This window comes from Candidatus Tisiphia endosymbiont of Hybos culiciformis, assembly GCF_964030975.1.
Taxonomy (GTDB): domain Bacteria; phylum Pseudomonadota; class Alphaproteobacteria; order Rickettsiales; family Rickettsiaceae; genus Tisiphia.
This window is the reverse complement of record NZ_CAXIQH010000001.1, coordinates 1,354,992-1,368,854: the sequence shown is the minus strand read 5'-3', so window position 1 is coordinate 1,368,854 and position 13,863 is coordinate 1,354,992. Positions and strand designations below refer to the sequence as shown.

Annotated in this window: 15 protein-coding genes; 8 read left to right on the top strand and 7 right to left on the bottom strand. The window is 32.2% G+C overall.

What is annotated here, in order from left to right:
• Window positions 1-13: 13 nt before the first annotated feature.
• Both ACQH2P_RS07375 and virB9 read left to right on the top strand, forming a co-directional pair.
• Window positions 14-709 carry a VirB8/TrbF family protein gene (locus tag ACQH2P_RS07375; RefSeq protein WP_425363643.1) on the top strand — a complete coding sequence of 232 codons (696 nt, stop codon included), beginning with the start codon at window positions 14-16 and terminating at the stop codon, window positions 707-709.
• A 1-nt stretch (window position 710) separates the two neighbouring features.
• Window positions 711-1,457, top strand: coding sequence for a P-type conjugative transfer protein VirB9 (gene virB9 / locus ACQH2P_RS07370; protein ID WP_425363642.1), 747 nt, complete (start codon window positions 711-713; stop codon window positions 1,455-1,457).
• Here virB9 and ACQH2P_RS07365 read toward each other — a convergent pair.
• On the bottom strand, window positions 1,454-1,600 hold the full coding sequence (locus tag ACQH2P_RS07365; RefSeq protein ID WP_425363641.1) for a hypothetical protein: 147 nt from the start codon (window positions 1,598-1,600) through the stop codon (window positions 1,454-1,456). The two genes, virB9 and ACQH2P_RS07365, sit on opposite strands and share 4 nt — an antisense overlap.
• A 63-nt stretch (window positions 1,601-1,663) precedes the next feature.
• Here ACQH2P_RS07365 and ACQH2P_RS07360 point away from each other — a divergent pair, with 63 nt between their 5' ends.
• From ACQH2P_RS07360 to ACQH2P_RS07335, 6 genes are all read left to right on the top strand, one after another.
• Window positions 1,664-2,023 (top strand): Na+/H+ antiporter subunit C, encoded by a 360-nt coding sequence (locus ACQH2P_RS07360; RefSeq protein ID WP_425364132.1) that lies wholly within the window; start codon window positions 1,664-1,666, stop codon window positions 2,021-2,023.
• Window positions 2,010-3,479: a proton-conducting transporter transmembrane domain-containing protein gene (locus tag ACQH2P_RS07355; RefSeq protein WP_425363640.1), complete on the top strand. Its 1,470-nt coding sequence runs from the start codon at window positions 2,010-2,012 to the stop codon at window positions 3,477-3,479. The genes ACQH2P_RS07360 and ACQH2P_RS07355 overlap by 14 nt, the downstream gene beginning before the upstream one ends.
• Before the next feature lie 3 nt (window positions 3,480-3,482).
• A complete protein-coding gene (locus ACQH2P_RS07350; protein ID WP_425363639.1) occupies window positions 3,483-3,623 on the top strand; it encodes a hypothetical protein in 141 nt (46 codons plus the stop codon).
• Complete coding sequence (locus tag ACQH2P_RS07345; protein ID WP_425363638.1) at window positions 3,614-5,092, top strand: proton-conducting transporter transmembrane domain-containing protein; 1,479 nt, start codon at window positions 3,614-3,616, stop codon at window positions 5,090-5,092. The genes ACQH2P_RS07350 and ACQH2P_RS07345 overlap by 10 nt, the downstream gene beginning before the upstream one ends.
• Window positions 5,093-5,202: 110 nt before the next feature.
• Window positions 5,203-6,756, top strand: coding sequence for a proton-conducting transporter transmembrane domain-containing protein (locus tag ACQH2P_RS07340; protein WP_425363637.1), 1,554 nt, complete (start codon window positions 5,203-5,205; stop codon window positions 6,754-6,756).
• 7 nt (window positions 6,757-6,763) lie between these two features.
• The gene (locus ACQH2P_RS07335; protein ID WP_425363636.1) at window positions 6,764-8,965 is read left to right on the top strand and encodes a prolyl oligopeptidase family serine peptidase; all 2,202 of its coding nucleotides are present in this window, start codon (window positions 6,764-6,766) and stop codon (window positions 8,963-8,965) included.
• 187 nt (window positions 8,966-9,152) lie between these two features.
• Here ACQH2P_RS07335 and rsmD read toward each other — a convergent pair whose 3' ends face one another.
• From rsmD to ACQH2P_RS07305, 6 genes are all read right to left on the bottom strand, one after another.
• Window positions 9,153-9,716, bottom strand: coding sequence for a 16S rRNA (guanine(966)-N(2))-methyltransferase RsmD (rsmD, locus tag ACQH2P_RS07330; protein WP_425363635.1), 564 nt, complete (start codon window positions 9,714-9,716; stop codon window positions 9,153-9,155).
• Entirely contained in the window at window positions 9,713-10,426 is a 714-nt protein-coding gene (locus ACQH2P_RS07325; RefSeq protein ID WP_425363634.1) for a pseudouridine synthase, read from the bottom strand. The genes rsmD and ACQH2P_RS07325 overlap by 4 nt, the downstream gene beginning before the upstream one ends.
• A 450-nt stretch (window positions 10,427-10,876) precedes the next feature.
• Window positions 10,877-11,878, bottom strand: a complete 1,002-nt coding sequence (locus ACQH2P_RS07320) for a hypothetical protein (RefSeq protein ID WP_425363633.1) — start codon at window positions 11,876-11,878, stop codon at window positions 10,877-10,879.
• 136 nt (window positions 11,879-12,014) lie between these two features.
• Window positions 12,015-12,233, bottom strand: coding sequence for a hypothetical protein (locus tag ACQH2P_RS07315; protein WP_425363632.1), 219 nt, complete (start codon window positions 12,231-12,233; stop codon window positions 12,015-12,017).
• A 286-nt stretch (window positions 12,234-12,519) separates the two neighbouring features.
• The gene (locus tag ACQH2P_RS07310; RefSeq protein ID WP_425363631.1) at window positions 12,520-12,897 is read right to left on the bottom strand and encodes a BglII/BstYI family type II restriction endonuclease; all 378 of its coding nucleotides are present in this window, start codon (window positions 12,895-12,897) and stop codon (window positions 12,520-12,522) included.
• A gap of 14 nt (window positions 12,898-12,911) precedes the next feature.
• Window positions 12,912-13,853: a DNA-methyltransferase gene (locus ACQH2P_RS07305; RefSeq protein ID WP_425363630.1), complete on the bottom strand. Its 942-nt coding sequence runs from the start codon at window positions 13,851-13,853 to the stop codon at window positions 12,912-12,914.
• Between the last annotated feature and the right edge of the window lie 10 nt (window positions 13,854-13,863).

Here is a 13,863-nt window from a genome sequence, read left to right as displayed (position 1 = left end):
TTATTTTAGGCTAATGGATAAGGTATTAAGTTCTGTTCAAGAATATATTAAATCTGGAGAATATTTTGTTGATGCTAGAAGATGGTATAATTTTGAATATCTATACCCGCTTGTGCAAAGATCATTTTTGTTGATATTTACTGTAGTTTTCTTTGTACTACTTCTAGGTGTGGCGGTTAGTTATAACAGTTTATTACCAGCAGTTCGTCAGGTAAGATACACAATTAGTGCGGAATCTCTTAAAAGTGCAACAATAACTAACGCTAATCATATAAAAAGTAATGCAATCAATTCTATTGCAGATATTATGATTAGAAATTATGTGATACACAGAGAATCTTATGATTATGATTTTCTTCGTCCTCAATTTATGTTTATTCAGAATAGTTCTACACGTATAATATTTAGACAATTTGCTAATTTTATGAATATTGACAATTCATTGTCGCCAGTTATGCGTTACCAAAGGTCTTTAAGGCGTTCTGTTAATATATTATCAGTGGTTTATCATAAAAATAATAAGGCTGGGGTTATATTTACATCGGTAGCAAAAAACTCCACTAATGATATTTTGGAAAATATGGTGTGGCAAGCTACAATAAATTTTGAAATAGATGCAATTAACATTCATTTACCTCATAACTCAAAATTTAATTTTGTTGTCACTGGTTACAAACTTAAGTTAATAGAAGATAAAAGTAAGAAATAAGATGAAACAACTAATAATATGGTTTATGGTAGTGTTTTTTGTAAATACTGCGTTAGCTGTTAGAGAATCCAGACCATTATCGATCGATAGCAGAATTAGGGTAATGGTGTATAGTCCTGATGATGTATTCAAGTTTACTGGATATTATGGTTATCAGGCTAGTATAGAACTAGCAAAAGAGGAAGAAATAGTTAGTATTTCCATGGGAGACACTACTTCTTGGCAAATAGTACCAGCTGGTCATCGGATTTTCATTAAGCCAATGGAACAAGATGCTACAACTAATATGACGATTATTACTAACAAGCGAACTTACTTTTTTGAACTATATGCTGCAGAAACTTCAGATATGAGGGATCCAGAAATGGTTTTTAATTTAAGGTTTATCTATCCTGATGATGAGAATTCTGGAGATCATTTGCAAACTTATGGTACATCCTCAGCTAACCTTGATTTATCTCATCCTGAGAAATATAATTTTAATTATTCGATAAGTGGCAATGAATCAATTGCTCCTATTAAAATTTTTGATGATGGAGTATATACTTACTTACAATTTAGAGATAAGAATGCTGAGTTACCAGCCATTTTTGCAGTTGATGAAGCTCTTAGAGAATCGATGGTAAATTATCGACTTGCCCAAGATAATGCTAATATGGTGATTATCGAACAGGTATTTCATAAACTGTCTATACGTCATGGTAAGAAAATAGTATGTGTGTTTAATGAAGCATTTAAGCCGTATTAGGGTTTATAGCTCATTATTTCGTCATTGCGATGAGCTACTTTAGTAGCGACGAAGCAATCCTGTTTTGCGTTGTCCCTGCTTAAGTTTAATGTCATACCTGCTTCGGTGCGGTATCTAGATTCCCGCCTACGCGGGAATGACATTAAAGGAAGTGGGGGATAACAAAAACTTCATTAGGAATAACAATGTTTTTAGAAGCTATATATATCTCAAAAATTTTATATTTTTTAACACTGCTGGTATTAACTAGTGGTTTGTTTATAATGTTAACTAGTGATAATTATGTTCGTAAGATCATTGGGCTGAGTGTTATGCAAAGTTCGGTGCTAATTTTTTACCTGATGCTTGGTAAGGTGAATGGTGGTATTGTGCCAATTGAGCGTAGTTTGCTGCAGGATTCTCAGCTTTATGTAAGCCCATTACCTCAGGTACTAATGCTCACGGCTATTGTTGTTGGTTTTGCTACATTATCATTAGGTCTTAGCTTGATTTATCGTATTTCTAAGCAATTTAATACTATATCAGAGCATGAAATTAATTTTAGCGAAGTGAATGACATTAATTAAACATTTTCCAGCTTTACAAGTATTGCTGCCATTTTTTGGAGCATTATTTTCAATACTAACTTTTCGTTATGTGCTTGCCACTCGAATTATAGCAGTTATTTCGATTGCACTAAGTTTATTTTTAAGTATTTACGGTTTATCGGCAATTAGTAAAGGTGCCGTGTCATATGATTTTGGTAATTGGCATGCTCCTATAGGTATCGAATATAAGCTAGACTATCTGAACCAACCTATAATCATCTATATTAATGGTGTATTATTATTTTTCCTAATTTTTTGTAACAAATTGCTTACAACTACCGTACTTAAATTTATTGATAACAAAAGGCAATCATTATTTTACGCAATTTTATTATTTGCCCATAGCGGGTATCTTGGTATAGTAAGCACTAATGACCTTTTTAATCTTTATGTATTTATTGAAATATCTTCATTAAGTGCTTATGCACTAATGGCACAGGGTAATAACCCCAAGGCGGTCGTCGGTGCTTTCGATTATCTGATGCTAGGTACGGTCGGGGCAACTTTGATATTAATAGCTATTGGGTTTTTATTAAGCACTACTGGCAGCCTTAATATGTCAGATGTTTCAATGTTGCTTCAGACAAATTATGACCGCAAAATAGTCAAGCTAGCTATTAGTTTTTTTCTAATTGGCGCTATATTAAAAACGGCTTTTTTCCCTATGCATTTTTGGATGATTAGAGCCTATTCCTCAGTTGCTCCGGTCATTTTGACATATCTTGCTAGTATATCCAGTATAATGGGTCTTTATATAATATTGAGGTTCATTCATTTTACCATTGACTATAGTATAATCATTAATGATCTAGCAAGTTTTATCAAACCGATCGCTTTGGCAACTATTATTTTATGTACATATTTTGCTTGCCGAAGCCAAGAAAAAGTCAGAAATATTGTTATCTATTCTTCGGCAGTACAAATTGGTTATATATTTTTGCTGTTAGTTGTTCCTGGAGGTGAATTAATCCTATTCCCATTTTTGTTGGCTGATAGTCTTAGCAAGATTGCTCTATTTCTGATTATTGCTTATTTTGAGCGAGCTTTAATGTCACCCTTGCTAGACAGGGATATAGATTCCCGCCTACGCGGGAATGACATCGTCTCATCCAGTATGTTATGGCGGGTCTTGGTAGTTTTTAGCATAATTTGCAGTTGTGGTTTGCCAATAAGTAGTATGTTTTTCATTAAGCTTAGTATTTTTGAGTTGTTGGTTGTAGAAAATATGTGGCTAGAGTTTGTGATTATTGTTATAAGTTCTGCTATGTCGTTACTTTATCATTATAAAATTGCCAAAAAACTATGTTGGCATCACTCTAATTATACACTATTACAATCTAGCACTAAGTATAAATATGGCGGGCTAATTTTTGTTAGTATAATACAAATTTTTCTACCAATATTCTTAAACCAATTACAGCCATTGAGAGGCTAGGCGATGCACATAAAATTTCGTCATTGCGAGGAGCTACCTTTAGTGGCGACGAAGCAATCCAAGACAGTGACTAGAAATAGATTGCCACGACCACTAGCATGGTCTCGCAATGACGGAAGGGCTTTTACCGGAGAATGGCAGTAATGTATCCTTCTGTTACTCCTAGTTTTTTGATTATATCAACCTTACTTCTAGCTATGCTAAATTTAGTTACACCCTTTATTAGTAATAGTGATAATAACACACGCAACTCTTTATTAATTACCATTAGTAGCTTCTTTTTTGTTAATATTTTAATTATTGATTGGTTATTTCTGAAGGGTGTAAGGGCAAATCTGTCAATAAATATATTCAGTAATTTTGCTATTGGGCTGCATTTAGAAGCACTTAGTCTCATTTTCTTAACCTTACTGAGCTTTTTGTGGATTTGTGCGTTAATTTACACCACCAAATATTTGGCAATTAATAATATTGATAATTCTAGTCGATTTCTATTCTTTATTAATCTAAGTGTGCTATCTGGTGGGATGGTAGCATTATCTTCGAACCTTTTTACTATGTTTGTTTTTTATGAAATATTAACATTATCAACTGCTCCATTAATTGGTCATAGTGGTGGAGATAAAGTTATGGCAGGGGTCTATAAATATTTAAAAATACTAATGATTTCAGGGGTATTACTATTCTTGCCAGCCCTAATAATTATTTATGCTAAAGTAGGACACGGTGACTTTACATCGCAAGGTTTTATCGAGCATTATTTTTCCAAAAATCAAACAATAATTTTGTTATTAATATTTATTTTTGGCATATCGAAGGCAGCCTTATATCCTTTACACCAATGGTTACCAGCGGCAATGGTAGCACATTACCCAGTAAGTGCCTTGCTACATGCGGTGGTAGTTGTTAAAACTGGACTTTTTTGTATTTATAAAATTCTAATATATATTTTTGGTCTTAAATATTTACAATCTATTTTTGCAGAATTTAACTGGGTTCTTTTCTTCCCTATTATCACCATATTTTATAGTTCCTTTAAAGCATTAACTAGTGATAATATTAAGAAGATTCTAGCCTATTCTACGATTAACCAATTAGGGATAGCTTTATTAAGTAGCTTCATGTTTACCTCAAAATCTATAGGAGCCGCTATCCTACATTTATCTTCACATTCATTTACTAAAATCTGTTTGTTTTATGGGATGGGAAGTATTTATAGCTTAAAGAAGACTAACCAGGTCTCTGACCTAATCAATACTGCTAAAGAAATGCCAAAAACCAGCTTTATGGTATTTATTGCCAGTTTATCCTTAATTGGCATCCCCCCTTTTGGTGGTTTTATTAGTAAGTTTTATATTATGCTGGCAGCTGCCGAACAAAATCAAATATTAGTTATGGGGGTGCTTGCTTTAAGTACGTTATTCTCTGCACTTTACTTAGCAAAGCTTATGATATTTATTTATAAGCCGATTATGCATAATAGTTCTAAAATGATTTCAGAAAATAAATTGCCTAGTGCCATGATGTTTAGCCTAATTATATGCTCATGTTGCATCATATTATTTTATTTTATACAGATTTTTATTAAGAAGTTTTTTATATTTATATGGTAAGTATGTTTTACTATCCTGTCGTACTTATTCCTTTTTTTATCCTGTTTCTATATTTTAAATTTAGAAAGGCGTTTTATATTATCTCAATAATCTATCCAATAATTGTTGGTATGTTATTAGTTAACAACCAAAATGAGGCGGTAATTAATCTATATAATAATAGCTTCATTATTAATTTTAGTCATGAAAATAAATTAATAGCACTTGCTTTTATGGTTGTGACGTTGGTGACTAACTTATATGCCATTAGCCAAAACAGAAAATTTGAGGTACTGATAGGTAGTCTATATTCAATAGCTTCTTTGATCTGTTTATTTGCTGGGGATTTTATCTCGATGTTTGTTGCTCTAGAAATGATGATGATATGTGCCGCTTTGTTAATTTTTTATGGCAATTGTAAAAATAGTATTAAGGCTGCAAGGCAGTATTTTCTTACGCATCTTATAAGTGGTAGTCTTATCTTAATAGGGATTAGTTATATAATCACTAACAACTCTAACATACAAATTATTTCTCTTACTCAATTGATAGAAAACAGGGATAGTTCTTTTATATTTTATGTTCTAATACTGGCTGGTTGTTTAATTAATGTAGCGAGCATACCTTTCTCCGGATGGATTGTTAATTGTTATCCATTTGCCTCAACTTCAGGGATGATATATTTAACCAGCTTTACTAGTAAAATATCGATAATTATACTACTTAAATTATTTAGTGGCTTAGAGATACTTAAATTCTTTGGATTATTAATGATTATATATGGTGGGGTTTATGCTTGTATAGAAGATAACATTAAAAGGTTAGTATGTTATCTTACTGTTTCTCAACTTGGATTCATGCTGATTGCCATTGGTACAAAATCTCAACAAGCAAATTTAGGAATCATAGTTTTTCTTTCTGTGCATATATTGTATAAAGCTTTATTTGGTCTATATGTTGCTATATTAATAGATAAAGGTAATATAGAAAATTGCTCTGAGATAAAAGGACTTTACTCAGGGAGAAGTCCTTTGTTGCTTGGTAGTTTAATAGTTAGTGTATTGTTCATTATAGCCTTGCCGCCTCTTGCTAGTTTTGTTAGCAAAATTGTTGTGACCAATGCTTTAGACAGGGATATTAATTATTATGCTATTTTCCTACTAAAGGTTATGACATGTGTGGCTTTATTTTCTACAGTTAAATACAAATCTTTAATTAGTGACTTTTATCCTAATTTAAATATTTTAAGCAGACTCAGCTTATTTGTCATGTTATCGTTTATATTGGTGACTAACTTTTTTTTAGAGCAAGGGTTGAAATTAGTATGGTCATCTTATCCTGTTGAAACGCTTGATATAAATTGGTTGGATATAGTAAAGCAAGTAGTAATAATAGTAATAGGTATATTGCTTAGCATAGTTTTTAGTAAAAAGATTTCTAGGCATTCAACTGCTAACATAAATTTAGATTTATTTCAGTTTATTGAAAATAATTTTCGTCGTATTTATTCTAAATATCACTTAGTGAGGCAGGGCTTTCATGATAAACTAGGGGCGGAGTACCCTGTTTTTAAAAGAGTAGAAAAAAATGCTTTACGTCAGATAAAATCTTTGCATAATCAATCAACAGCTTTATTAGTAGTAATGATATCATTAATTATTTTTATAATAATAAACACTAGATGAGGATAAAATGCAGCCACCCATAGCCAAAAAAATCGATTACAGTTTTACATTGCACGGTCAAGAAATTACAGATGAATATAACTGGCTTAGAGATGTCGAATGGCCTAATGTTAATGATAAAGAAATCATAGAATATTTGCAGGCAGAAAATAAATATGCCGAGCAATTTTTTCAGCCATTACAAAAAGAAAAAGATAAAATCTTTGAAGAATTAAAAGGCAGAATTAAACTTGCTGATCAATCAACTTATGTAAAAAAAGATAGTTATTTGTATTATACAAGAACTGAAGAAAATACCGAATATCCTATATATTGCCGAAAAATGGGTTCAGTAGATGCTCCGGAAGAAATTATATTAGATGTTAATGCTGTTGCCAAAGATAATAAATTTACTGATGTAGGTCTAGTGGCAGTCTCTCCTGATCATACGTTAATAGCTTATAGTGTTGATTTTACCGGTGATGAAAAATATACAATTAAAGTCTATAATTTAAAGACTAAAGAATATTTACCAGATGAAACACATAACGTTAGTCGCAATATAATTTGGCATGAAGAGCTAAAAGGGTTTTTCTATATGCCGATTAATGAGAATTCTCGTTGTGATAAATTAATGTTCCACTCTTTAGGTGATGTAATTGCCAATAGACTTCCTGAAAAAGTCGCTTATGCTGAGGGATTTGAAGGAGACGCGGAACGCAGAACCGCAGCGTACTCTAGTGTACGTGAGGATTCGAGTACCGCATCGACGTATAAATCACCAGCAGAAGTAGAGTTTTTCAGGAAGTCTAATGATCAGTTAGTACATCATATAACAAATCCATTATATCAGTTGAATGCTAGCAAGTCATCTAGTCGACAATATATTTTTATTGATATTTCTGGTCATAATGAAAATGAAATATATGCTATAGAAATGTGCGATCATAGCTTTCAGCCTAAACTTATTAGATCTGCAAAGGATGGAGTTTTTTATGATGTTGAGCATAATGGTGATAATTTTTATATTAATACCAATGAAGGGGCAAAGAACTTTCGTATAGTATTAGTAAATGTGCATAATTTCCAAAATGATTTGTGGGAGAATAATTACATACCAGAAGAACCGACTAGATATTTATCAAGTTTTGATATTACTAACAATTATTTGATAGTTAATTATCGTGATCAAGGATTACCGGTTATTAAAATAAAACATCTTAAAGAGCAGGATGAAAAAATTATTCACTTCCCAGATGCTGCTTTTACTGCCTCAGCCATGTCTACTAACTTTGATGAAGATGATATTCGAGTAAATTATTCTTCACTTGCTAGACCGAACACCACTTATAGTTATGATTTTAATAGTGAGCAACTGTCAATATTGAAAGTACAAGAAATACCAAGTGGCTTTAATCCTGAAGAATATATGGTAGAAAGGATATTCGCTGATAATGACGGGGTAAAAGTACCAGTTACCTTATTATATAAAAAATCGTTGTTTAACAAGGATGGGAAAAATCCTGTATATTTATATGGCTATGGTTCATATGGTATTAGCATACCAGCATCCTTCCGGAATACAGCTATTTCTCTTGTAAATCGTGGATTCGTTTACGCTCTTGCCCATATTAGAGGTGGAGACGATCTCGGACATGATTGGTATAAAGCTGCCAAATTCCTAAATAAAAAAAGAACCTTTGATGACTTTATTGCTTCTGCTAAAGAGTTAATTAAAGAAAAATATACTAGCAAGGGTAATATAGTAGTTTGTGGTGGAAGTGCAGGGGGAATGTTAATTGGTGCGGTCATTAATCAACAACCAGAATTATTTAAAGCAGCACTTGCCCATGTACCTTTTGTTGATGTATTAAATACTATGCTTGATGAAGAATTGCCATTAACCCCTAGTGAATTTAAAGAATGGGGCAATCCTAAAGAGCCAGACTATTTTAACTATATTAAGTCTTATTCTCCGTATGATAATATAAAAGCACAAAATTACCCGAGTCTATTTATTACTGCTGGAATCTCCGACCCTAGAGTTGGCTATTGGGAAGCAGCTAAATGGGCAGCAAAGATTCGGGCAACAAAAACAGATGATAATATATTATTGCTAAAAACTAATATGGATTCAGGGCATAAAGGCTCTTCTGGTCGTTTCGATTATCTAAAAGAAGCAGCCGATGATATAATGTTTATATTTAGGGTTTTTGGTATAATCAGATAGTATATAAAAGTTCGCGGCCGCGAACTTTGTAGTAGATACGTCAAAAGTCTAGAAATATAACATCTACTACATATTAAAAAGATGTCATTCCCGCGTAGACGCACTAGTGTCCGGGAAGCAGCCAGTCAAACAACGTCATTGCGAGGAGTCCATAAGATGGATACGCTTTTATTTTCCATAATATATATTATGGAACATTTTGAATAATAAGCAATTTGCTATCCCCATATATTTTTTCTTTAATTATCTCTAAACAATCATCAGCAAAATCTTCATTTTTGGCAGATTCAACTACAATAATAGTTCCCTCTTTTAACCATTGACCTTTTTTCAAAGCAGTTATTGCTTTTGGTACAAGATTATGACCGTATGGCGGATCAATAAAAATTAAATCAAAGCTATTTTTACATTTCGGCAAAGCTGTAGCATTGATATTTAGGAAAGTCATTTTATCCATTTCACCTATTTTACTAGCAAATTCTTTTGCTACCCACAAATAATCACTATTTATATCAATTAGTGTAACAGCTCCAGCCCCTCTAGAGCAGCTCTCAAAAGCTAAGCTACCAGTGCCGGCAAATAAATCGAGAACTTTAGATTCATTGGTAAATAGTCTACCATCACTAAATTCTCCTGAAGTTAGTATACTAAAAATTGCCTCTCGAACTTTGCCAGTAGAAGGACGATAATTAGCGTTCTTTAAGGTAGGTATGATCCGGTTTTTATGTTTGCCGGCGATAATTCGTATCATAAAAATTTCTTAAATTTCTCAAGTGGCAATTCTTTATACTGATTTGGTTGCAAATCACCTAATAAAAATCCCCCATAACTAATTCTAATTAACCGGTTAACACTCAGACCAAAATATTCAAATATCTTTCTAATTTCACGATTCTTGCCTTCAGTCAAGATTACTTCAAACCAACAATTAGTTTTGCCTGATTTTGTTAATTTAATTGATTTAGGATCATAACGTATTTGATCAATCTCTATATTTTTATAATTTTTGAGCAACAGGTTTGGGTTACCGTGTGCTCTAACTTTATATATACGTTCCAGCTTACTTGATGGCAGCTCAAACTTCCTTGCTAAGTCACCATTATTGGTAAGTAATAGTAACCCTTCACTATTAATATCTAGTCGCCCTATTGAAATTACCCTAGGCATATTCTGTAATGCAAGATTTTCAAAGACAGTTTCTCTACCATAATTATCTTTATGCGAGGTAATTAAGCCGATAGGTTTATAATATGCCCATAAACGTGGGGTTTGTTGTTGATTTATTACTTTTCCCGATACTTCAATAAGACTAATATTATCAACCAAGGTGGCAGGTGAATCGATAATCATGCCATTTACCTTTACTTCACCATTTTTGATAAGTACTTCTGCATCGCGCCTTGAACATATCCCGGCATTACTAATCGCTTTTGCCAGCCTTTGTGTACTATCCTGGGTCAAAAAAAATAACCATCTAAATAATTTATTATGAGTTAAAAATTATCTTTATTCACTTGATTATATTTCGGATCAAATGATCTCCGCACACTTAATGGTTGAAAGAATATAGGTTCAACAGGAACAGTTTCTTGTTGTAAATAAGGGATTCTTTCGAAAGCAAATTTAGGATTTTTCCCTTCAGATAAAGTAACTAGCCTAGTACTACAGTCGTAAACTTTGCACATACAGTGTACGGGTTCTTTCTTTATCTTTAAAGTGACAATCTTTTGCTCTGGCTTGGTGTCGTCTTCGCCATAAGGATAGCCTTAAGAATGCTTCCTTATGTCATCTCCTCCTTCAACTATACCATACATACTAATACATTTTATATTATTTGTAAACTACGACTGTAGTACTAGACTGTAATCCTTATAATATAATTCTTACAGCCTGATTTTTACATTGATCTGTTCACAGCCAATCACCACAGAATTCCATATTACTACCGATAAACTCAATAGGCAAAGTAGAATTTCCGTCTTTATCGGTGGTAAAATACACCAATCTGTCACCATCCTCATCTACTAATCTAGCACCCTCCTTTGCTAAGTTACTACCTTCAAATAAATGCAAGAAAGCATCTCTTGCATTCTTACTTGGCAAAGAAACTGCTGTTCCATCCAAATAAACACCAACATCATTAGCGGCTGATGTCTTACTACGTACTACAATATGATCACCTTCTAATTTTAGCGGATCGGTTCCAATAGCAAACTTTAATGTATCTTTATAAGTATCCATCACTTTCTTAGCTATTTTAGCAGATGAATAATTTATTAATAATTCTTTTTCCCCATTGTAGGAAACTTTGCATGCATTAACATTTTTATGTAACTCTGGTACAAAAGGCTGTAATGTTGTATTTAGTTCACTCACAAAAGTAGTTAATTCAGCTGTTAACTTTGGGTTATCATTACAGTAATGATTTATCATATCATTAAAATGCTGACCTTGTTTACCACAAAATGTAGCATGCAATATTTCATAAGGACAAGATGTATTCTGATTTAAATGATGCCAGCCACCAAAATCTACACGTGTATACCCCATTTCTTTGCTTATAGCGTCGAATGCCCTTTTTGTCATTTCTACATACTCAACATCAAGTTGTAGTAAAGATGATTTTTTATCAGCAGCGATATTCTCTAACTTGATAGCACGACTGAAATCAGCATTAAGTCTTTCATCTGCATTATCAGGAGTGATAGTAAGAGCAAGAATCTCAGATAAACTAAGATCATCATCGGGACTATCATAAGTAAGAGTAGCAGTGATATGTTTACTATTTATAATCTCATCAAGAGTTGTTAATGCTTGACCATATTTAGCAGACAAACTTTCTAGCTCGGGTTTTATTCTGGCTTGTGTAGAAGATATTTTTGATAGTGGCTCAGAACTTGTTCTTGACTTCATATATACCTCAATATTTCTTTGTTGCAAAAAGTATTCTATCTAAATAGAATGTACTAGTATTCTCTTATTATTTCAATAGATTTATAAAGTTTTTGATCAAGGTAATTTAATGGTTACCTATCAAGGTTATATTTCATCAATTACCCTTATAATTTGGCAAGATTTTTGCTTTAGCATAGATTTTTAATATACTAACTGGATAAAGTTTATCAACCTTAAAAGTAACATCAATATCAGCCTTAATTTCCCCGTGCATAATAAAATTTACCCAACCTGGTTGGTAAGGAGTGGCAAATAAGTCACATACTTCTTTAGTAGCTGTTGATGTTGTTAAATATTTCTTATCATTAACCAATCTAATGCTACAGTCGTAGTTTACAAATAATATAAAATGTATTAGTATGTATTGGTATAGTTGAAGGAGGAGATGACATAAGGAAGCATTCTTAAGCCTATCCTTATGGCGAAGACGACACCAAGCCAAAGCAAAAGATTGTCACTTTAAAGATGAAGAAAGAACCCGTACACTGTATGTGCAAAGTTTACGACTGTAGTACTAGGTTCTGTTGACAAAATTTAAATTATTCTATTTTGACTCTTTATTAGCTGCAAATTATAAGATTTTTTTGAAATAGGAATAACTATTCCTGATTTATTTCCCCTATATCAACCAGAATTATATAGACAGGAACAGAAGGAAAATGTCTCTTTAATCGTTCAATATCGTAAACAAGTTGTTCTCCATAAGAGACACCTGTTGACATTTGTTGCTGTAAACTATGACATGGTACTATTTCTATTCCTACATCAGCCTCACCTTCATTGAAAAAATACTGGAATTTTGCCATATCATAAAACATAAAAGCATATTTGCCAAATTGAACTTCAACTAAAACCCTATCCTTTACAAAATCTATTTGTTTGTATGAATTTAATATAACCTTGTCGTGATTTGGTATAACAATATTATATTTATCTATTATTTCATGAAATCCTCTTGAGTTAATGAGAATATTCATAAACTATTTTCATATTATACTGTTTCAGGTTCATAGACGGGTTTATTCATTTCTCTAACCTTAATCGTTCCGTTTAATGTTTCTTTAATTCTTTTTTTTGAAATATTTATATATTTCTTATCTATTTCTGCCCCTATACATCTTCTGGAATTTTTTAGACTCGCAACAAAAGAACTACCAGAGCCAACAAAAGGGTCTAAAACAATATCATCTTTTTTCGTCATTGATAAAACAAACCTTTCAACTAAACCGACGGGAAATTGACATGGGTGTTCCGTTTTTTCTATATGATTACTTTTTACATTTGGAATATCCCAAACATCTGATGGGTTTTTGCCTTTCGGATTGCAAGATAATTCCCCTTTTTTGTTGCCTTTAAAATATTTTTTATTAGGATATTTTTGAGGTATTCTAACAGAATCTAAGTCAAAGTAATAATTATCGGTTTTACTAAACCACATAATAGTTTCATGTCTTCCAGAGAATCTTTTTGAAGTGTGTAATCCATGTCCAAAATGCCAAATAACCCTATTTCTCATTTTCATTTTTAATTCTGAAAATATAGGATATAATAAAATATCTAAAGGTATTACTGCTCCATTTTCCACATAATTACCAACCTGCCAACAAATATGTCCATCATCTTTTAGCACTCTATAACACTCATTGATGACTTCTTTTTGCCAATTATAATATTTATTAATATCCGATTTCTTTTCGTATTCCTTACCTATGTTATATGGCGGTGATGTTATTATTAAGTTTATACTGTTATCTGGAATTTGGGTTAATAACTTCATGCAATCACCTTCAAATAGAGTTGCTTGATTATTTAAATCAAAACTATTTTTTAAGGTATTATGTTCTTGTTTTTGACAAGACAACTTATTCACAAGTTCACTAAAACTATAATTCTTTTCCTGTATTTCAGGTGTTCTAATTACTTCTTGTGCCATATTCTAGAAA